Source organism: Niastella koreensis GR20-10, from assembly GCF_000246855.1.
GTDB classification, from domain to species: Bacteria; Bacteroidota; Bacteroidia; order Chitinophagales; family Chitinophagaceae; genus Niastella; species Niastella koreensis.
The window spans coordinates 951,161-973,829 of record NC_016609.1 but is presented as its reverse complement, the minus strand read 5'-3'; the positions used below and the strand labels follow the sequence as shown (position 1 = coordinate 973,829).

Genomic DNA, 22,669 nt, shown 5'->3' with positions numbered 1-22,669 from the left:
TTTATGGTTGGTTACAGTGATTCAAGAAATTTTATCAGCAGGGCCTGATCGGTGGCTGATAATTTTTGAAAGCTGGCATTACTGGACTGTCCTTCGCCGCCATGCGCTTTAATAGCTGCTGAAATGGTAGTGGCGCGCCCGTCGTGCAGTAAGAAGTATTGTCCGCCCTGCGAATTTTTAGAAAGCCCCAGTCCCCATAATGGCGGCGTGCGCCATTCGGCGGTCAGGGCCGAGCCTTCGGTATAGCCATCATTTAAACCGGGGCCCATATCGTGCAACAACAGATCGGTATAAGGTTGAAAGGTTTTATTGGCCAGCGCTGCAATTGCGTAGTCTCCGGTTTTTAATTCGGGTACATGACATTTGGCACAGCCGGTGTTCAGGAACAATTGTTTCCCATTGATCACATCGGGGTTGTTTTGATTTCGGGGAATGGGCGCTTTCAGCGTTCGTAAATAAAATACCAGGTCCAGCACTTTCTGGTTCGTCACCTCAGGATCGATCTCGGCGTGGGTATACGAATCGTACGGTTCATAGGTAGATACAATCCCCATATCCTGGTTGTAGGCATTGGCGGTTTGCTGCATCAGGTCGTATACCGCCGCCTTCTTGCCAAAACGGCCTATATATTTATTGTTATGCTCCACGGTGCCGGGGCGATAGGTTATATAGGGAGGCAGCGTTATCCAATTTACCCGCCCCGATATTCCATCGCCGTCGGCATCGTGTTCATCTGCTAAAGAAAGGATCGTTTTATCAGGCACCGCATCGAGGAAACCCAGCCCCGTATTCGCAGGCGGCGTGAATTTTGAAAAAGTAGCGCCCACCGGGATCTGTTCCGGCATAAATGAAGGAATGGCGCGGTTTTGCAGTTGCGGTCCGCCAAACTGCATGAATTTGTTACCGGTACTATCGGTTTGCCCAAACCGTGTTAAAGTGGTAAAGGGATGTCCCTTGCCATCGCCGGCATGACAGCTGCCACAGCTGGTGGAAACAAACAGCGGTCCCAACCCCGTTGCCACAGTAAAAACATCATCGTTAAACGCCACATCGCCCCGCAGGAACATTTGATGCTGTTCGCCGGTCAATCCGTCTACGGGTCCATCCAAAATGGAATCATCGGCCGGCTTCCCCGGCAGGATCTTGTCACAAGCCAGGGCCGCCACTATAATAGTAACCAGCGAGCCCATCACCAGCCATTGCTTTTTCATAAACAGCGTTTAAAGTTGACCAAAAATAAATAATTAGTTCAACAAAACAATAATAATTAGGTTAGCCTAATATTACTGCTTTTGTACATCTTTCCCTAATTTGCCGCAAAATAGAGCGCACGTGCATTCATCTGCTGAAGAAAATTATCTGAAAGCCATCTATAAATTACAGGAAGCTAACGGGGAAATGGTGGCCACATCGGCCCTGGCGCAGTTGCTGGGCATTCACATGGCTTCCGTTACCGATATGCTTAAAAAGATGAGCACCAAAAAACTGGTGGCTTATCAAAAATCAAAAGGATTTAAACTCACGGAAAAAGGAAAACAGGCGGCCATTGGCATTATCCGCAAGCACCGGTTGTGGGAAGTGTTCCTGGTTGATAAACTGGGGTTTCGCTGGGACGAAGTGCATGACATTGCCGAACAACTGGAGCATATCCACAGCCAGGACCTGATAGACAAACTGGACGCCTATCTCGACTTCCCCAAAACCGATCCGCATGGCGATCCCATTCCCGATGCCAAAGGCGTATTCGCCATCAGCAAATCGGTATTACTGGCGGCTTTGTCGCCCGGCAGCCAGGGCAAGTTCACCGGTGTTACCGATCACTCCAGCGCTTTTTTAAATTACCTCGATAAGATCGGGCTTTCCCTGGGCGATACCATTAAAGTGAAAGAGGTGGAAGAATTTGACAAGAATTACACGTTGTTGCTGAAAGGGAAAAAATCGGTGGTGGTAAGTTTTAAGGTAGCCAACAGTTTATTGATCAGCGAATAAGATAATACCACAAAAATGATTTATTATTGATATTCTTTAAGTTATACCATGTCCTTAAGCAATCCTATACTGGACCTCAACAAATCGGTGGTGAATGTACCCTTTGAGATACACACCATGGAATGGATAGCGCAAAACCGTTTCCAGCAAAATGAAGGTCCTCACCGGCACAGTTATTTTGCGATCATCTGGGTAAAAAAAGGAAGTGGCACCCATTTGATAGACCTGGAGAAATATGAGCTGGAAGACAATACCGTTTACTGTATTACGCCCGGCCAGGTTCATGACCTGAGACCAACCGGTCCTATAGACGGCTATGTAATCTCCTTTATGGCAGAGTTCCTGGGCGGGGCCGAAGAAAATTATGATCTCCTGTTCAATACCGGTTTATTCTATACCTTTTCCAATTCGCCCGTGATAAAAGTAAGCTGGGATATGGGTGAAGAAATGCAGGACGCCGTGAACAGAATGCTGAAAGAGTTCAATAACTTCTTCATTTTGCGGGCCGAGATCCTGCGAGGTTTTCTAAAAATATTCCTGATCTACCTTACCCGGCAATACGAACGGCCAAAAGAAAATGAAGCCCATTCAAAAAGCATCGACCTGGTAAAACAATTCTTTGCACTGGTTGAAAAGCAGTACACTACCAAAAAAATGGTGACCGATTATGCAGAAGAACTGGCCGTTACCCCCAACCACCTGAATGAAGTAGTAAAGAAAATAACCGGTTCCCCCGCCAGCCATCATATTCAACAACGCATTATCCTGGAAGCCAAACGGCAGGCCGTGTATTCAAGGGTTACCATGAAGGAGATTGCCTACGAATTGGGATTTGATGACACAGCTCATTTTAGTAAGTTCTTTAAGAATGCCTCCGGCGAATCCTTTTCCGATTTTAGAGCTAGAAATCAAAGTTCTTAGTTTTCAATTCCCAGTTCAGAGTTCCGAGTTCAGAGTTCTCAGTTCAGGGTTTGGGGTTACCGCGCAGAAGTGTATTGCTTGCAGCTTGCGGCTTACAGCTTACGGCTTGCAGCTTGCAGCTCGGAGCCTGCAGCCATGAATTATACAACATTATCCTGCGATCATCAATTGCTTTAGGGGCTAATATTCCGTTATTTTGACATTTGAAATTATGAGTACAAGCGTAAAACAAGCAACCTGGGCCATCGACCCCATTCACTCAACCATCCGGTTCGATGCCAAATACCTGTTGATCACTTCGGTATCAGGTTGGTTCAGGGAGTTTGAAGGAACCGTGGTGAGCGGCCAGGATGGTTTTTGTAATAGCGAGATCAATCTCACCATATATGTTAATTCATTGACAACGGGGAACGACGAGCGCGACAATCACCTGCGTTCGCCCGATTTCTTTGATGCCAGGCAGTTTCCCATGATCCAGTTCAGATCTACGGCCGTTAACACGAAGCAGGAAAAGCAGCTGGAAGTGAACGGGATCTTAACTGTTAAAGGTATAGAACACCCTTTTACCTTCACTGCTAATTTTTTGGGCAAGTGTGGCGACCCCCTGGGCAATACGAAGGCGGCCTTTGATATGGATACCGTACTAAATCGCAAAGATTTTAATATTACCTGGAACCAGCTGTTCGACAAGAATGGTTTGTTGTTAAGTGATGAGGTAAGGGTGCATTGTGATTTGCAGTTGTTGAAGCTCAGCTAGGAACCTCTCCCCGGCCCCCTCCGGTGGAGGGGGAGCAATACAGCCTCGCGCAATTATTTAACATGTTAACTTGTCAACGTGTTAACTCGTCAGCTTCTTACCTCTTACGTCCTACTTCTTCTTCCTTTATCAACTCCATCAACACTATCAACGCCATCAACTTGCTCCTTCCTCCCCTGGCTCCTAATTTGCAGCAATTAATCCATTATAAACCACAGCTCTACCCTATTCCCCATAAAATGTACAACAGATTCCATACTATCACTATTCTCTATCTCCCGTTTACGGGCGAAATTTGTGGAGTCAATAAATGATAATAACAACCAAAAAAATACAAACAATGGCACAAGTTAAATGGTCTCTCGATCCAATGCACAGTGAAATTACTTTTAAAGTAAAACACCTTATGATCAGCACCGTTACCGGACGTTTCAACAGCTTTGCTGTAAACGCAGTAACCGAAGGCGATGATTTCAGCAAACCTGCTAATGTTGATGTAAGCATCGATGTATCTTCTATAGATACCAATAACGAGCAAAGAGACGGTCACCTGAAATCTGATGATTTCTTCAGCGCCGCCAACCACAACCACATTACCTTTAAAAGCACCAAAATTGAGAACAATGGTGATGAAGGTAAAGTATATGGCGATCTGACCATTAAAGGTATTACAAAACCAGTAGTACTGAATGTTGAGAATGGCGGTGTGGTAGTTGACCCATATGGTCAAACAAAAGCTGGTTTTACTGTAACCGGTAAAGTAAGCAGAAAAGAATTTGGTTTAACCTGGAGCGCAGTAACTGAAGCTGGAAGTGTAGTAGTAGGTGATGAAATTAAATTTACTGCTGAAATACAGTTAATAAAACAAGCGTAATGTTCATGGCCTGGGTGAAACACCTCCCCTGTTGAAAGGCAGGTGTTTCACCCGGATAAAGCCAACCATACAGACCTTAGCCTTTCACAATAGAACTAACAATTATGGACAATAAAATTCTGGGCATCCATCACATTACGGCGATAGCCGGTGACGCTCAACGCAATTATGACTTTTACACAAAAGCACTCGGGTTAAGACTGGTAAAGAAAACCGTGAATTTTGACGACCCCCACACCTATCACTTTTATTATGGTAATGAAAATGGCACCCCTGGTACCATCCTTACCTTTTTTCCCTGGACGCACGTACACCCAGGCCGTTTAGGTACCGGTATGGCTACCGATATCGGTTATGCGGTGCCAAAGGGCAGCCTCGATTTCTGGAGCAATCATTTTGATAAGCACCAGGTACGTTTCGGCCAGGTAGACGAACAATTCGGCGAACAGATCCTTCGCTTTGAAGACCCCGACGGTTTGCGCATTCAACTGGTGGAAGCCGGTGCCGACAACCGCACTCCCTGGGAAACCAGCGAGATAAAAAAAGACGTAGCCATTAAAGGATTTCACAGTATTGTGTTAACCCTTCGTAATATAAAACCTACCGCCAGTATTCTAACCGATATCTTCGGTTATAAACTGTTGAAGCAGGAAGGTAACCGGTATCGCTTTATAACCGATGCCATCGAGAATGCAGCCATCGTTGACCTGGTGGAAGAACCTGAAGTTACCCATGGACTGGTAGCCGGCGGTACCAATCACCACGTAGCATTTCGCGTAAAGAACGATCAGTTGCTGATGGAATACCGGGAGAAGATCGCCAGCAAAGGATATAATATAACACCTAAAATAGACCGAAATTATTTTTACTCGTTGTATTTCCGCGAACCAGGTGGTGTGTTGTTTGAACTGGCTACAGATAATCCTGGTTTTGCCATTGATGAACCGGTAAGTGAATTGGGTACCCACCTGAAACTGCCTGCGCAGTATGAAGGCGACCGGGAAACCATAGTGAACCATTTACCCAAACTGGTACAGTAATATGCATACGAAACAAGTTATAAAAGCCGGAACGCAAACAGGCGAAGCCACAAAAGCATTGGTCATGTTACATGGACGAGGCGGCAGTGCGGAAGATATTCTGGGGCTGGCGCAGTATTTGCCGGTAAACGACTTCGCGCTGTTTGCACCCCAGGCTACCAATAATACCTGGTACCCCTATTCTTTTATGGCCGCGCCCCAGGAAAATGAACCCTGGTTATCGGGCGCGCTGAAAGTGGTGGGAGAAGTAGTGGCGGATATAGAAGCCGGCGGTATTAAAAAAGAGAACATTTATTTCCTGGGTTTTTCGCAGGGCGCCTGTTTAACCCTGGAATATGTAGCCCGCAATGCCGGTAAATATGGCGGCGTGGTTGCTTTTACCGGCGGATTAATCGGCGACCAGCTTTACTTACAGAATTATAAGGGAGATTTTGCCGGAACGCCGGTGTTCATTGGCACCAGCGATCCCGATCCCCACGTTCCGGTTCACCGGGTGCTGGCCTCTACCGCAATTTTGACGGATATGCACGCCCAGGTTACGCAAAAGATCTATAAGAATATGGGGCATACCATCAGTCAGGATGAGATCAATCAGGTAAGTGAATTAATCTTCAAAGAATCCTAACTTTGGTTTAAACACTTTCTTTATGTACGCATACGATACCATCACCGAAGCAGTGGCCGATCTGAAAAAACGGGGTTACACACACGATTTTAATATCAGTAATAACCGCCTCCGAAGCGATAACCTGGATACCCATTTTGGCCACGATGATTTTGAGATCAAAGAAGTATACCGGTTTGAAGGCCCCTCCGACCCGGCAGATGAAGCAGTAGTATTTGCCATTGAAGCGCCGTCCGGAACCCTGGGTATCTTAGTTGATGGATATGGGGCGTATAATGATGATGAGAATACGGAGTTTGTTAAGCAGTTACATGAGAGAATAGTTGACAGGTTGAAAGGTTAACTTGTTGACAGGTTGATAGGGTTGATAGCGTTGACGGAGTTGATAAAGTTGATAAAGGAAGGCAGAAGGCAAACGGCAGACAGGAAAAACGCAAACCCAAAGAACTCAAGCATCAAAAAATAAAAGCCTCCCGATTTCCCGGGAGGCTTTTTGCTTTTTCCTATGTTTATCAATAACTGCCTAATGTATTTCCCTGTTAACTTGTCAACGTATTAACCTGTTAACGTATTTACCTCTATCAACTTCGTCAACTCTATCAACTATCCCTTCTTCACATTAACCGTACTCCCGTCTCTAACTTCCTCGCTCCCTGTTTTCACAATAGTATCACCACCAGTCAACTCACCAAACACCTCCACCTTACCATCATTTTCCCGGCCCTTCTTCACATCAACCCACTCCGCTTTGCCATTTACGACCTTGATCACAAACACTCTTTCCTGTGAGCTAACAACAGCCGATTTGGGCAAAATGAAAGAACTGTCTTTGGTTGATAAAGGAATGATTACGCTCGATACCATGCCGGGCAATAATCTTTTTTTCTCGTTGGCCACATCCATCTCAATGCGTTGTGAACGCAACTTGAGGTCCAGTGCGCCGGCCAGCCTTTTTACCTGGGCCGTGAATTTTTCGTTGGGGAATGCATTTACGGTAAAGTTCACTTTATCCTGTTGATCGAGGTAACCGGTATAAGCTTCGGGCACATAAATAACCAGACGCAGTTTCTTTTGTTCCTGCAAGGTGAACAGCGGGAACTCAGAACCTTTACCCGAAGGGCCTACATAGGCGCCGGGGTTGACGTTACGGGTAGTGATCACGCCGTTAAAAGGCGCCCTGATCTCTAAATATCCTTTTCTGTCGGCAATTTCGCGCGATTGCGCTTTTGCCGCATCCCACTGGGCAAAATCAGAGTTCTTTTTTGCCATGGCCTGGTCCAGGTCGTTTTGCGAAACGGTACCGGGCGTTTTGCTCGTTTCCAGCAACCGGTCGTAATTGGCCTTGCTGGCGATGTATATAGCTTCCTGCGATTTCAATCTTGATTGGGCGGCAGATTCCAATGAAGTCAGTTCGGGTGCTTCCATGGTAGCCAGCAACTGGCCTGCTTTTACTTCAGTGCCCACATCGGCATACAACTTCTTTACAAAGCTGTTTTCTTTTGCATACAGGTCAACCTGTTGAAATGCAATTAACTCGCCGGGTATTGATAAACTGGTGGACAACATGCCTTTTTGCAGCGGCACTGTTTCTACTGCCGGAACAGCAGGGGCTTCCACTTTATTTTTGGGGGCCTCTTCCCCATTGGTTGAATTACAGGCGGGTAATAAAGCCATCAGGCCGATGCCTGCGATCAGGGTCAAAGGTGTATTGACTATTGCTGTCAGACCCTTTGCTTTATGTATTAAATTTCTCAGTTGCATATTCGCTGTTTTCTATGATGTACTACAAAATTACTACTTACTATATTGTTTCGGGGTTTCTGTGGAAGGACGGCTTATTCGGCGTCCTTCTCGTAAAATTTACTTTCATGATCGGTTGGGTCCAGTGATACTGACTGGGTAGTTGTTTTACCCTGCATCCAGGCAAACACCATGGGCAGAATAAACAGGGCCGCGAAGGTAGAAGCGATCAATCCGCCAATTACGGCACGTCCCAGCGGGGAAGCCTGATCTCCGCCTTCACCCAAACCGGATGCCATCGGGATCATACCTGCCACCATCGCAATGGTAGTCATCAGGATCGGACGCAGACGCAACGCGGCCGCTTCCCTCGCCGACTCCCAGGCATTACCATTGTGCAACCGCAGGTGTTCTGCATTGGTGATCAATAATACCGAGTTGGCGATAGATACCCCCACCGACATAATGATACCCATATACGATTGCAGGTTAAGGGTAGAACCGGTCAACTTCAACATGATCAGTGAACCCAGGATTACCGCCGGGATGGTGGCCAGGATCACCAACGAAACTTTGAATGACTGGAAGTTCGCTGCCAGCATCAGGAAGATCACCACAATGGCTACCAACAAACCGCTTTGTAAACTATCCAGCGTATCGGTTAGTACGTTAGTAAGGCCTATTGGTTCAACGGTTAACCCCCGGGGCAATTCACCCAATGAAGCAAGGGCTTTTTGTACATCGCGGGCGGCTGTGCCCAGGTCCTTGTTATTTAAGTTGGCAGTAACGCTCAGCACCGGCATGGCGCCAAGGTTGTCGTTTTCGCCATAAGTAAAATCAGGTGTAATAGTTGCCACATCGCTCAATACCGGCCGTGGCTGGTTATTTAAAATAGGTATTTCTCCAATATTGCTTACGCTGGTCATTTTGTTTTCAGGTACATACACCATCACACTATACGCCAGGTTTGATTTTTCATCTACCCATATGTTCTTTTCAGTATACCGTGATGAAGAAGTAGAGGCAATCAGGGAACGGGAAACATCATTGATGTCAACTCCCAGTTGAGCGGCCCTAGTTCTATCTATATTTACGTTAATAGAAGGGTATTTGGTCGATTGACCCAATTGCACATCCCGCATGTAGGAGATCTGTTTCAATTTATCAATAACCTTATTGGCATACACTTCATTTAACTTTTTATTTCTGCCAGCAATGCGCACCTCGATAGGCGTGGGCGACCCCTGGCTCAGGATCTTATCGGTTAACTGAATGGGCTCGAACGACAATTTTACATCAGGCATGGTTGCACTTAGCTTCTCCCTTATTTTTTCTTTCAGAACATCGATGTCGGCTTTATAGTCCTCTTTTAATTGCACCTGCAACACGGCTTCATGCGGGCCGGCCATGAACAAATAGATAGGGCTGGTACTGAACAAACCAGGGTGCTGCCCAATGAATGCCGAGGTAACAGCTATATGCTCTTTGCCAACGATTCCATTCAATGCATCCAGCGTTTTAAGCATAATGCCTTCTGTACGTTCTATACGTGTTCCCTCGGGCGCCCGTAACCGCAACTGGAATTGCCCGGAATTGGTACGGGGTAATACATCGCGGCCAATGTTATTCAGTAACAGTACCGCAGCACCGCTTACCAGCACCACATAGGCGATCACCACCGGTTTACGCACTATATATAAGCGACCCAGGAAACGCAGGAAACGGTTCCGCAGTTTTTCAAACCGGGTGAGGTCTTTCTCATCTTTTTCCAGCAGCAGTTTCTTTTGGTCCCAGGTATCATGATCGCCACCGGCAACGGCCGCATGCATTTTTTCCTGGGTATCATGATTGGCAGGATGCGCTTTCATGATCCAGTTGGCCAGAATAGGAACGAATGTTTGCGCCAGGAAATAAGACGTGATCATGGAGAATGCAATGGCGAGGGCCAGCGGCAGGAATAAAGAACCCGGAATGCCGCCCATGGTGAACGCGGGGGCAAAAACAGCCAGGATACACAACAGGATCAGCAATTTGGGAAAGGCTATTTCCTTACACGCGTCCCAGATGGCCGTGGCCTTCGACTTGCCCATAGCAAAGTGCTGGTGGATATTTTCTATCGTCACAGTCGATTCATCCACAAGAATACCAATGGCGAGTGACAGACCACTCAGCGTCATGATATTGATGGTTTGATGGAACAGTGACAGGAACAATACGCCTGAAATAATAGAAGTAGGAATTGTCAGGATCACGATCAACGCACCGCGGGCATCGCCCAGGAACAACAACACCATCAAACCGGTGAGAATGGCGCCGATAGCACCTTCAGACACCAGGCTCTTTACCGCGTTGATCACATATACAGACTGGTCAAACTCGTACGACAATTTCACATCATCCGGTAACTGGGCCTGGAATTTAGGCAATGCTTTCTTCAGGTTCTGTACCACCTCCCATGTACTGGCATCGGCCGACTTGGTGATAGGCATGTATACCGATCTTTTTCCATTAACCAGGGCATAGCTGGTAGTTACATCTGCTCCATCTTCTACCGAAGCAACATCACGCAAATACAGGTTCTGCACACCTCCTTTAAATAAAGGTATATCCTCAAAATCCTTGATGGTCTTGATTAAAGTATTGGTAGGCGTAATGTAATTGTTATCATTGATACGCACGTTACCCGAGGGCGTGGTTTGGTTGTTGATGCGGATGGCTGCCACCAGTTGATCAGGCGTCATATTATGCGCCCGCATTAATTCAGGATCTGCCTTTATTACCACGGTACGTACGTTACCACCAAAAGGCGCGGGTGAAACCAGCCCCGGTATAGAGGTAAAGGCAGATCGCACATACACGTTGGCCAGATCGAGTAATTCGTTATTGGAACGCGTGGGACTGGTAACTACCAATTGCCCCACCGGCAGGGTACTGGCGTCGAACCGCAGAATGAATGGCGGTTGCGATCCATTGGGAAAGATCGCCTGGGCCCGGTTACTGAACGCACTTACCTCTGCTGCAGCCTGGGCCATGTTAGTGCCAGGATAAAATGACAGCTTCATCAGCGTTAGCCCCTGAATATTCTTTGTTTCAATGCTCTTTACGCCAGATACATATAATAACAGGTTCACGTAGTTCTTTCCAAAGAACGCTTCCATTTGGGTTGGGGTATAACCGGAAAACGGATGGGAAAGATAGATTACCGGCAGGTCGAGCGAAGGGAAAATGTCAATTTTTATCTTCTTCACTGCGCTTATACCAAAAAAGCACAACCCTGCTACCAACACCAGTATCGTTATAGGTTTCCGTAATGCTAATCTAATCAGATTCATAAACTCTATTTAAAACGCGCAACGCTGAACGCGGAACGCTTAACGCTAATTTATTTTTACCTATTGCTTATCAACTTATTTGACCTGCTTTACGAATAAATCAAAATCACCGGAAGCGGCTGCTTTCAGTAACAACGACTGCCATACATTAATATAGGCAACGTTCAGATCGGCTTCGGCCCGGTTCAACGCATATTGCGCCTGTTGCACATCCACGATATTGGTCAATCCGTTTTTATATAAAACGCTTTTTTGCAAATAGGCATCAGAAGCGGCTTTGTACTGCACGGGTACTTCCGCCACGCTTTGCAAACTGTTGGCTATCCGCTGATCGGCCAGCACCAATTGGTCCTGCAACTGGGTGCTTACAAGGTTGTACTCGTTTCTATATGCCTCCGTAAGGAACTGCTGAGCTTTTACCTGGTACTTTATTTTTGCCAGGCTGGTAATATTCCAGGCAATAGATACCCCTGCCACATAGTTGGTGCGGGTGGGTTTTATGCCATCATAATAACTCTGTGAATATTTAGGATTGGCAGCTGAATAAGTATAATCGAACCCGGACCCCTTGGTTTGAATGATCCCAAACAGGTTCAGCCCCGGCAATATACTTCTCTTGAGGTAGGCTGTAGTATAATCGCTTTGATTGATCCGTGCCTGGAAGAACTTCACCTGCGGGTTTTGCGTAATGGCCACGTTGGTATTCGTTTCAACCGGCGTCTTATTAATAAAGGTGGTATCGAGGCTAAACTCAGCCGGCGGAACGTTTAGCAACTGTGCCAGCTGGTTACGGTATTGCAGTTCGCTGTTACGGGCATCGATGATGGCCAGCCGCGCGCGCGATACTTCCGAATTGGCGATGGAAGAATCAACCCCGGCATTTAAACCGGTACGGGTACGCGCAGTAACTACTTCCTTTACATACAGAGCCCGGTCAAGATTCGACTGCGCCGTATTCAACAGCCGTTGAGCGGTGAGCAGGTTCAAATAAGCGCCGGCAATCTTTACGCTCTGCACAAACTCTTCCTGCATCAGGTCTGCTGAATCGCGTTGCACCTGGGCTGAATACAGATTGATCTTTGATTTGAGGCGGCCAAAAGAATATACTTCCCAGTTGGTATTTAAAAAATATAACCCACCCCAGGAAGAATTCCAGCTTTGGGAAGGCGTGATGGGACCGCTCGATGAAACTCCGGCCACACCACCAATAGCGGCCAGCGGGCCGTATTGTCCGTTGATGTTGCCAAAATCCTGCTGCACTGAGGCGATCACGTTTGGTAAATACTCATTGCGGGTGTTTTGCACCAACGCAGAAGAAGCATTCAGGTAACTGCGTTTGGCCTGGATGCTTTGATAATTTTTTAATCCGGTATTAATGGCATCTGATAAAGTCAACTGTTGCGTTGATTGTGCCCTTGCGTTTTCCTGAGTGGTCGCTAATAGCATTCCTATTATAGCAATAATAGGGAGTGCATTAATCCGCATTGTACTTTTTTGGGTTCTACTTCTTTCGCTTAAGAACATGTTTGGTTGTTAATTGAGCGTTAACGAAGGAACAGTCTTCCTGGTAGAAGATAATATACTTCGCTTTTTTAATCTGATTTTAATGGCTGCATCGTAGCTCGGTCGTTATGTTTGCCCCTTATTCATCAGGCAGGTTATCAATGATTGGGCGATTGTCAGGATATACATGTTTGCTATAGGACTGTAAAATTGCAAATACCTCCCGGATATTCACTTGTACAATTTTGGGTTTATTCTGTACTTTTGCAGGTATGAGCGGAGATTACCTTCATCACCCCTTCGAGATCGTTTATAAAGAAACCGACGAAGTATTGAAACAAGCCCACAGGCACAACTTCTTTGAATTGGTTTACATCATAGACGGTACCGGCACCCATTGCATAAATAAAAACAAGTTCGAGTATTGCAACGGCCATCTTTTCCTGCTTACGCCGCAGGACATGCATAAGGTAACTGTTAAAACAACTACCAAGTTCTTCCTGATCCGATTCAATGATATTTATTTCAAATCGCAGAACGAACAGGCCAGCAGTCAGCAAAAAGAATGGATCAATAAACTTGAATACATTTTCCATAACACCACGCATTCGCCGGGCTGTATTTTAAAAGGCATGAGCGATCGCGTGCTGGTGAAAGCATTGATAGATGGATTGATAAAAGAACACATCAATAAAGAACCCTATCACCAGGAGATCATTCACCAGATTGTGAACACCCTCATCTCGATCGTAGCCCGCAACATCTATATTAAGGTACCAAAACGCATGAAGCCTGATGCCAATAATGATGATACCACTTTAAAGATCATTCATTATGTACAGGCCAATATTTATAAACCGGAATTGCTGAAGGCAGAACAGATTGCCAACGCCTTTCAGATCTCTGTCAATTACCTCAGCGAATATTTTAAAAAGCATACCGGCGAAACCTTACAAACCTACATCACCAACTACAAGCTAAGGCTGGTAGAAGCAAGACTTATCCATAGCGATATGCGTATTAACGAGATTGCCTTTGAATTACATTTCACCGATGAAAGCCATTTGAACCGCATTTTTAAAAAGTATAAAGGCATTAGTCCATCCGGTTACCGCAAACAGATCCTGTTTGATAAGAAGACCGTAATTGCGGCTACTGCTTAGTTCAGTTCCGAGTTCAGAGTTCAGAGTTCAGAGTTCAAAGTTTCATTAACCCGGAACCTGGAACTTGGAACTTAAAACTGGCACATTAAAAAATTGATTGAATAATTAATCTCGTTGTATTCATCGTATGACTAGTGCTTCACCAAGAAAATCCCGTATAGCTACCGCTGTTTTCTTTTTTGTTTCGGGTTTTGGTTTTTCATCATGGGCCTCCCGCATTCCAACCATTCAACAGAACTTACATTTGAGTGAAGGAAAGCTCGGCGCCGTGCTCTTTGCTTTACCGGCAGGGTTAATGTGCACCCTGCCTGTTACCGGTTATTTGTTGCGCCGCTTCAGCAGCCGCTATATCATGTTCACCGGCGCAGTGCTATTCAACATCATGTTGTGCCTGGTGGGCTTTACCCGTGAAACCTGGCAACTGGTGGTAGTGCTGTTCTTCTTTGGCTCCTCGCGCAACCTGTTTAACATCTCGGCCAACGCCCAAAGTATCGGCGTGCAAAAACTATACGACCGGTCCATCATCGCCACCTTTCATGCCATTTGGAGTGTAGCCGGCTTTTTAGCCGCTGCGCTTGGTTCATTGCTCGTTTCTTTCAGCGTTCAACCCTCCTGGCATTTTCTGGCCGTTTGTATTTTACTGACCACCCTTTGTACCTTTTTCTTTAAAGATAGCGTACACCAGCAACCGCAACCACACGAGCGCCTGCAAAAAACAAAATTCAGGATGCCCGACAAAGCCCTGCTGCGGCTGGGTTTTATGTGTTTTGCCGCCATGGCCTGCGAAGGCACCATGTACGACTGGAGCGCCATTTACCTGAAGAAAGCTGTGCATGCATCCAAAGAAATCGCCACGGCTGGTTATGCTTTTTACATGGTGGCCGTAACCCTGGGACGGTTTACCGGCGATAAGCTGGCCAATAGTTTTGGCGTAAAAGCCGTGCTGAAATACAGCGGGCTGTTTATATTAACCGGTTTATTACTGGCAGCTATTTTCCCTTACATAGTTACTACCGGACTGGGTTTTATGATGGCAGGGTTTGGTTTATCCTGTGTGGTGCCCATGGTATTCAGCATGGCCGGTAAGGTAAAACATATGAGCGGCGGTCCGGCCATTGCAGGCGTTTCCACCATTGGGTATTTTGGCTTTTTGATTGTGCCGCCCATGGTAGGGTTTATTGCCGAAGCATTTAACCTGCGCTGGTCAATTGCCATTATTTCCTTATTGGGGATTTTAATAACCTGGCTGGTTAGTGAGATGAAGGAAGAATAAGGTTCAGAGTTCAAAGTTCAAAGTTCCGGAACCAGGAACTCGGAACTTGAAACCTGGAACTCAAAACTCGGAACTTGAAACCGAACAATATTTGTATCGTATTCGTACGGATCATATTAAAACGGTTGCAATAACCAGTACAGTAACAACGCATTAGGTAAATGGCATTATACTGGTGCGGGAATAGGATCTGTAAAACTGGATTCTATGATCAATTTTCTTAAAGTTGCCATACGCAATCTTACCAGGAACAAAACCTTTACCGGCATCAATATTCTGGGGCTGGCGCTTGGTACAGTTTGCTGCCTGTACATTATCATGTACGTGAACGATCAATACAGCTACGATCGACAGCACAAAAGCGCCGCTAATATTTATCGCATCAATACCCTGCTTACCTTGCAGGGCGGCACGCCAATTAACAATGGTTCCTGCTCTCCGCCCATTGCCCCCACCCTGAAAAAAGACTTTCCCGAGGTGGAACAGTTTACCAGGATCGTTCATACCGGCCGGCTCGGCGCCAAACAGCACCTGTTACAATATGGCGAAAAAAGCATTTTTGAAACGGATGCGGTCTATGCCGACTCCACCTTCTTTGATGTATTCAACTATCATTTCGTATATGGCAATGCCATTAAAACCCTGGATGATCCCTACTGTGTTGTTTTATTACAACCAACTGCCATCAAGTTATTTGGAAACACCGACCCCGTTGGCAAAACCATTTCCATCAATAACGATTATGGCAAACACGATTTCAAGGTTACCGCAGTAATAGACGAAAGCCTGGGCCATTCGCACATTAAAGCCAACTTACTGATGAGCATGAACAGTGGCGGCATGGGCGGTTTTACCTATACAAACAACGAATGGGCTGCTTACAATTATGCAGCATCCTATATACGATTACGCCCCAGTGCCAATGCCATGGCGCTCGATCAAAAACTGCCGGCCTTTCTGAATAAATATGGAGCAGACAGGCTTAAGCAAATGGGCATGAGCAAGCAACTGCATCTGCAACCCCTCACCAGTATCCACACTACGGGTGGTTATAAAAGTGAAATGAGCGAGCCGGTTGACAGCTCTTTTTTACACCTGCTTTTACTGATTGCGGTACTCATCCAGGTAATTGCCTGTATCAATTTTATGAACCTGAGCACAGCTCATGCCGCCAAAAGAGCGAAGGAAGTGGGCGTAAGAAAAGTAATCGGCGCCCAAATAAAAAACCTGGTAACGCAATTCCTGGGTGAGTCGTTGCTGTTATCATGCTGCGGGGTGGTGCTGGCATTACCTTTACTGGTTTTATTGCTCCCCTACTTCAACCAGTTAACCAATGCCGATATTCGTCTTTCCTTTTTTTCCAGTGTCAGCTTCTGGTTGTTGCTAACAGGTATTATGCTGGTATCCGGATTGTTATCAGGCAGCTTCCCGGCCTTTTACCTCTCTGCCTTCAAACCAATAAAAGTATTAAAAGGAAATTTCACCAATCGTTTGTCTGCCGCGGGTGTACGGCGGGTGCTGGTAGTATTTCAGTTTGTATTATCCATTCTGCTGATCTCCGGCATCATTGTTATTTACAGCCAGCTGAATTTTATCAAGAACAAGGACGTTGGGTTTAACCAGAACCAGCAGATCATTCTTAACTTTTATACCGGCGATGCACAGGATCGCATCCCCGCATTGTGCGATCAGCTGCGCACCTTATCAGAAGTAAAGGCAGTAAGCCAGGCAGATAATTATCCAAGCCAGGAGGTTACCCGTGACTGGCTTTTTTACCTGGAAGGCAGCAATGGCGAAACCGGAAAAGATATCTCCATGGTAAATACCGATGAGCATTATGCAAAAGCGCTGGGCATGACCATCATCGGAGGACGCGATTTCAGGGAAGGTGATTCAGGCAGGGTATTGCTCAATGAAACGGGCGCCCGTTCCCTGGGATTAAATGCAGAGACGGCGCCAGGCAAACGAATATATCCGCAGCATGAAGCCAATGAACCGGTTATGTATTTTGAAATAGCCGGCGTTACCAAAGACGTTAATTACAATTCCCTGCACGATGGAATAAAACCGCTCATGTTAAGATACAACATGCGCCAGGCAAGGGCCAATGTGATCATAAATGTAACCAGCAGCAACTATTCTGCACTGCTTGGTAAAATCGGGTCCATCTGGAAACAGCACCTGCCGGCCATTCCCTTTACCTATTCCTTTCTGAACGATGATGTACAAAAGCTGTATGAAGCGGAGATCAATTTATCAGCTACTATTAATTTATTTACCCTGATGGCCATCTTTATTTCGGGCATGGGCCTGTTTGGATTGTCTGCCTTCAGCGCCGAACAAAGAACAAAAGAGATCGGGGTACGAAAAGTGCTGGGCGCCAGTGTGCTTCATGTATCGTCCCTGCTGTCGAAAGACTTTTTAAAACTGACATTGATCGCCTTTATAATTGCCACGCCTATTGCATGGTGGCTAATGAACCAATGGTTGCAATCGTTCAGTTACCGCATCAACATCAGCTGGTGGATGTTTGCGCTGGCGGGTTCGCTGGCCATGTTGTTTACGGTATGTGTGGTGAGTGTACAGGCTATCAAAGCGGCCCTGGCCAATCCTGTAAAAAGTTTACGGGCAGAATAACACCTGTATAATAAAAGAACAAGGAGCACGGAAGATGGGGTTTCCCCACTTCCTGCTCCTTGTTTGGTTTTTCCAATATCCTGCTGTTATCCTATAATTTCACTAACCGGGTTGTGCTTACACCACCGGTTTTCTTATTGGTGATCTTAACGATCCAGATACCTTGTGTCAGTTTTGCGGTTGGAATAGTAATGCTATTCACCCCGGTTACCGATACCGTATAAGACTGGCTGCTCACCGCGTTTCCGCTGCTTACATTCTGCACTTCAATTACCAGTTGATCGCCGGCTTCGGCATATTTCAAAACCTGGGCTGTTGCACCTGTGATTGGGTTAGGTGTTACAGAAGCGCCACCTACAGTGGTAGCCATATTGGTGGCCACAGTTGTTCTGGTAGTTGCAGAACAAGCGCCTAATGGTTTCCACCACCAGTCAGCTGTACCCGGTGTAACATTGTACAGGGCATCAGACAAACTTTGATACAGGTTACCCTGGTAGGTTACTTTGTCGCCATTGTTGTAGATCTTCGGATAAGGCTGGTATTCAGCTATACCGGCACAATTACCAGTATTACCGCTGCCGCTGCCTACAGTAATGGTCACTGCAGCTGAAGTAGTGGTGTTGCCGCTGTTATCAGTTGCTTTTGCAGTAATGGTATAAGTACCATTGGCAACGTTGGTCCAGCTATAGGTGTATGGAGCTGAAGTTACAGATCCAAGACTGGTAGCGCCATTGAAGAACTCAACTTTGCTTACAGTGCCATCGGCATCGCTGGCAGAAGCTACAATCGCTACAGTTGCAGGAGCCGTGAAGGTAGCACCGGTTGCAGGAGAAGTCAGCAACACCGTAGGGGCGTTGTTGTTTCCGCTGCCGCTGCAATCACTGATATACTTCCACACTTTGCCATCGCCCAGGTTAATATCAGGTTGTTCGTTTTGTGTCCACCATTTAGCCTCGTACACTTTACCATTGTACACAACCTGGGTACCGCCTACGTAAACGCCGGTAGCGGTCCAGGCCTGGATACCATTACAACCAGTACCGGTATTGGTGCCAACCGTAACAGAAACAGCACCTGAAGTGGTTACTGCACCTTTGTTATCGGTTGCTACAGCGGTGATTGAATAAGTACCATTGGCTACGTTGCTCCAGGTAACTGTATAAGGAGCTGCAGTTACAGCACCCAGGCTGGTAGCGCCATTAAAGAATTCCACTTTGCTGACTGAACCATCGTTATCACTGGCTGAAGCCGTGATAGTGATGGTAGCCGGCGCAGTAAAGCTGGCGCCTGATGCAGGTGAAGTAATGCTTACTACAGGAGGATTGTTGCCTGTATTGCCATTGCCAAAGAAGTAATCATAGTAGTTAGTGGCAAATTCATCGCCATTGGCTTTATCCCAGTTGATAGACCAGGTCATGATACCTCTCAAGCCGGGATAACCGCCACTTGATTTTCTCATTACATAAGTACCGCCGTATGAGATTCCTTTTGTAAGATAATCCAACGCTTTCTTCACATTTGCCGGGGTGGTGTAACCTGAACCGGCTGCTGAGGTTGAAGCAGGTAAACCAAAAGCAACCTGGTCTTCACGCAAGGCAGGGAAGGTTTGGTTAGTACCCGCAACCGGGAAGCCGCTCAGCAGCATTTCATTCATAGCCACAATGAAATCTGAAGTGCTTGAATTATAATTCTTATTATCCATACCCGTCATGGAGCCGGTATTGTACAATTGCGGATGGATGAATGTTAATTGATTACGTAAACCATAGATCAACGGCAGGTAAGCACCTACCAATGGAGAGTACGTGGTTGCATAAGCAGCCTGAACATAGTAAGTTTCGGGCGCCATGGTTAACCAGCAATCTTTACCCTGGCCTTTACGGTAGCTGATGATCTCCTGGATACCAGCGATCAGGTTCACTACTTTAGGCGTGGTAGGACTCATGAAATTATTATCACCGCTGTTTAGCACCAGGTTATTACCACCTTCGAGGTCAATATCAAATCCATCGAAGTTATATTGGTCCATCAGCGACTTCATGGAGCTTACAAATGAGGCTTTAGCTGCAGCGGTAGTCAGTTGCAGAATACCGTTTTCACCCCCCAGTGATAACAGTACCTTTCTGCCCTGTGATTGCAGCGTGGCGATGTCGGCTTTGAAATCAGCTACCGTAGTACCTTCTGGTGTAAAGCTGATAGTAGCCTGATCGCCAGTGGTAACGCCAAAGGCAATTTGAATAACGTTGTATTTAGGGTTCACATCGCGTAAGCGAACGTATGGCGGTGTGCCGCCCACTGTACCCCAGTTGTGCCAGTAACCTACAATTACCTTGCTGGTGTTACCAGTGCCGGTATTGGTGTTTACGGTGATTGTTACCGGAGATGAAGTAGTAGTAGCGCCGCTGTTATCGGTTGCTTTTGCAGTAATTGAATAGCTGCCGGCAGCTATATTGCTCCAGCTTACTGAATAAGGAGAAGCAGTAGCAGAACCAAGACTGGTGGCGCCATTAAAGTATTCAACTTTCGACACGGTACCATCGGCATCAGCAGCACTGGCAGTGAGCGTAATGCCGGCAGGCGCTGTATAGGTTGAACCGTTGGTTGGTGCTGTAATTGACACCGTAGGTGACTGATTACCTGAAGCGCTGTTTACTTTCACCGTAATTGCTGCAGAGGTAGTAGTTGCACCGGCGTTATCTGTAGCAACAGCGGTAATGGTATAAGTACCAGCCGCTACATTGTTCCAGTTAACCGTATAAGGAGAGGCAGTAACAGAACCCAGGCTGGTGGCGCCGTTAAAGAACTCCACTTTTGAAATGCTGCCATCCGCATCTGCCGCAGTAGCTGTAAAGCTGATGTTAGCGGGTGCATTGAAAGCAGCGTTGTTGGCGGGTGATGAAATGGAAACGGTTGGCAATTGGTTGCCGGTGCTGCCATTGGCAAACACCTGGTTGATCTTGTTTACCAGTTTTGATTTGGTATTGGCACAGAAGATCAGTTTTGTGCCTGAGGTGCTGCTGGTCATGTCGGTCATATCGCCGAACACCTGCCATACAATAACCCCGGCCAGGCCCTGGTCTTTTATGTACTGTGCTTTCAGTCCAATAGACTGCTCGTTATCATAACTCAGGAAATAGTTTCCTTTTGTTTTATAAGGAACCTTCGCATTATCATCCCAGTTGTCTGTCCAGCCGGAACCGCTGCCAGTGGCCAGCAGAATTTCGCTGTAAGGCGGCGTACCGTCCCACAGGTCTTTTTGCCAGTTGGTAAAGTCGGCGCAGGTTTGAATAGGACCATCGGGTTGAACCGTTTCTGCACGTTTGGTAGTAGCACCATTCAGCGTAGCCGCACTGCTACAAACAACCCCTCTTCCATAAAAAGGCGCACCCAGGGTAACCTTGCTCATGTTAATACCCAGGTTCCTCAATCCTTTCACAGTTCCATCCAAAGAAAAACCGGTGTACTCCATTCCGGGGTAATCATATAAAGGTGCGTTGTGACCGGCCTTGTTGCTCCATCCACCATTATAGTCATAGGTCATCATGTCCATATAGTTGAGCACGGTGTTCAACCGGCTCCAGGGAAAGCCAGCCAGCTTTGAAGGCACGGCAGAGAAACAGGCTGTGATCAGTTTGCTGCTGCCGATGGCAGTGCGCAGTTCTTCAGCCAGGGTGGCAAAGTTGTTATAATCAACAGTGCCATAATGCTCAATGTTCATGCCCGGATCGTTGGGATATTCCCAGTCGAAATCGATCCCATCAAAACCCATAGCGATCAGGTCTTTACAGCTTGCTATGAATTTGGCGCGTTTAGTGGCGTCGGCGGCTACCTCAGGATAGTGCTTACACATGCTCCAGCCACCCACAGAGGCCATTACTTTTACCCCTTTTGAGTGCGCCAGTTCTATCAGTCCCGGCTGACCGCCTTGCTTATGAATAGCCAAAGGAAATGAACCTGATTTACCAGTGTTCACATTCGTCCAGCCCGCGCCTGAATTGCGATAGCCCTGCTGATAAGCATAACTGCCATCAGAGATGTAATACAGGGTTTCCAGCTCACCATATAACAGATACAGGTCCCAGCTGCTGTAAATATCTTCATTCAGCAAGGGAGCAGGTGCCTGCACGGCGCCTACCTGGTAAATGTTCTTATTGCGAAAATCACCACTGTGCAATGAACCATCCTGGGCAACGCCAAAGAAAGAAAAGTTCAGCATGGTGTATTGGGAATAATCCACGTTCAAATGGTTATAACCACCTTTGGGCACCAGGTTCGCAACTTCCTTCCAGGCATCCCATTGGGTGATATATCCAATTACCTGTTTGTTGTGCTGGCTCGTGGTGGCCGGCACCGAAGGACTCACCTGCGCACGCGCAGCCGAGAAAAAACAAAGCAAAATAGCCAATTGAACATACTGCAAACTTCGCCAGTGGCGCCATTTGCTCAGGGTAGACAACATTTTCATACTGTAGGCATTTTAAATTAATAATAATACTTATTACGCCGAATGCACAACGCTGAACGCTGAACGCCAAATCCCGATCCATTGAGCAACCTGCCCAATGAATGACTCAAGACCCAGCAAAACGTTTGCATTACGCGCTATGCGTTCATTATGGAAAAAACAAAGGATGAATAAGATTGCAGAACATGCGAAACATGCAACACCATACAACAAAGCATCATTGCCCTGGTATTAAGCGTTCAGCGTTAGGCATTAAGCGTTCCGCGTAAAAGAAGAAGGTAAGAGTAATTGCAGTAATATAATTGTAGAAGCAGCTGCAAAGTAAAAACTGTTTAAAATACTTCCACTAC

At 46.5% G+C, this 22,669-nt stretch carries 15 protein-coding genes; 10 read left to right on the top strand and 5 right to left on the bottom strand.

The features are described from left to right. Positions 1-11: 11 nt before the first annotated feature. A complete protein-coding gene (locus NIAKO_RS03850; RefSeq protein ID WP_014217085.1) occupies positions 12-1,211 on the bottom strand; it encodes a di-heme oxidoredictase family protein in 1,200 nt (399 codons plus the stop codon). 121 nt (positions 1,212-1,332) lie between these two features. On the opposite strand from NIAKO_RS03850, the gene NIAKO_RS03845 reads away from it, so the two are divergent. From NIAKO_RS03845 to NIAKO_RS03815, 7 genes are all read left to right on the top strand, one after another. Then, positions 1,333-1,989, top strand: a complete 657-nt coding sequence (locus NIAKO_RS03845; RefSeq protein ID WP_014217084.1) for a metal-dependent transcriptional regulator — start codon at positions 1,333-1,335, stop codon at positions 1,987-1,989. A 48-nt stretch (positions 1,990-2,037) separates the two neighbouring features. Continuing rightward, on the top strand, positions 2,038-2,910 hold the full coding sequence (locus tag NIAKO_RS03840; RefSeq protein ID WP_014217083.1) for an AraC family transcriptional regulator: 873 nt from the start codon (positions 2,038-2,040) through the stop codon (positions 2,908-2,910). A gap of 211 nt (positions 2,911-3,121) precedes the next feature. Then, positions 3,122-3,667, top strand: coding sequence for a YceI family protein (locus tag NIAKO_RS03835; RefSeq protein ID WP_014217082.1), 546 nt, complete (start codon positions 3,122-3,124; stop codon positions 3,665-3,667). 340 nt (positions 3,668-4,007) lie between these two features. Further along, entirely contained in the window at positions 4,008-4,541 is a 534-nt protein-coding gene (locus NIAKO_RS03830; protein WP_014217081.1) for a YceI family protein, read from the top strand. A 104-nt stretch (positions 4,542-4,645) separates the two neighbouring features. Continuing rightward, positions 4,646-5,581: a ring-cleaving dioxygenase gene (locus tag NIAKO_RS03825; RefSeq protein ID WP_014217080.1), complete on the top strand. Its 936-nt coding sequence runs from the start codon at positions 4,646-4,648 to the stop codon at positions 5,579-5,581. A 1-nt stretch (position 5,582) separates the two neighbouring features. After that, positions 5,583-6,206: an alpha/beta hydrolase gene (locus tag NIAKO_RS03820; protein ID WP_014217079.1), complete on the top strand. Its 624-nt coding sequence runs from the start codon at positions 5,583-5,585 to the stop codon at positions 6,204-6,206. 22 nt (positions 6,207-6,228) lie between these two features. After that, positions 6,229-6,549, top strand: coding sequence for a hypothetical protein (locus NIAKO_RS03815; protein ID WP_014217078.1), 321 nt, complete (start codon positions 6,229-6,231; stop codon positions 6,547-6,549). Positions 6,550-6,809: 260 nt separating this feature from the next. Here the strand turns inward: NIAKO_RS03815 and NIAKO_RS03810 are convergent, their stop codons facing one another. The 3 genes from NIAKO_RS03810 to NIAKO_RS03800 form a co-directional block, all read right to left on the bottom strand. Then, a complete protein-coding gene (locus tag NIAKO_RS03810; protein WP_014217077.1) occupies positions 6,810-7,967 on the bottom strand; it encodes an efflux RND transporter periplasmic adaptor subunit in 1,158 nt (385 codons plus the stop codon). A 74-nt stretch (positions 7,968-8,041) separates the two neighbouring features. Then, complete coding sequence (locus tag NIAKO_RS03805) at positions 8,042-11,278, bottom strand: efflux RND transporter permease subunit (protein WP_014217076.1); 3,237 nt, start codon at positions 11,276-11,278, stop codon at positions 8,042-8,044. Between the two features lie 75 nt (positions 11,279-11,353). Then, positions 11,354-12,724 (bottom strand): TolC family protein, encoded by a 1,371-nt coding sequence (locus NIAKO_RS03800; RefSeq protein ID WP_165761345.1) that lies wholly within the window; start codon positions 12,722-12,724, stop codon positions 11,354-11,356. 329 nt (positions 12,725-13,053) lie between these two features. Between NIAKO_RS03800 and NIAKO_RS03795 the strand changes: the two genes are divergently transcribed. From NIAKO_RS03795 to NIAKO_RS03785, 3 genes are all read left to right on the top strand, one after another. Next, a complete protein-coding gene (locus tag NIAKO_RS03795; RefSeq protein ID WP_014217074.1) occupies positions 13,054-13,944 on the top strand; it encodes an AraC family transcriptional regulator in 891 nt (296 codons plus the stop codon). A gap of 127 nt (positions 13,945-14,071) precedes the next feature. Further along, a complete protein-coding gene (locus tag NIAKO_RS03790) occupies positions 14,072-15,217 on the top strand; it encodes an MFS transporter (protein ID WP_014217073.1) in 1,146 nt (381 codons plus the stop codon). Between the two features lie 207 nt (positions 15,218-15,424). Next, positions 15,425-17,854, top strand: a complete 2,430-nt coding sequence (locus NIAKO_RS03785) for an ABC transporter permease (protein ID WP_014217072.1) — start codon at positions 15,425-15,427, stop codon at positions 17,852-17,854. 91 nt (positions 17,855-17,945) lie between these two features. Here the strand turns inward: NIAKO_RS03785 and NIAKO_RS36360 are convergent, their stop codons facing one another. Beyond that, a complete protein-coding gene (locus NIAKO_RS36360) occupies positions 17,946-22,319 on the bottom strand; it encodes an Ig-like domain-containing protein (protein WP_014217071.1) in 4,374 nt (1,457 codons plus the stop codon). Positions 22,320-22,669 lie beyond the last annotated feature (350 nt).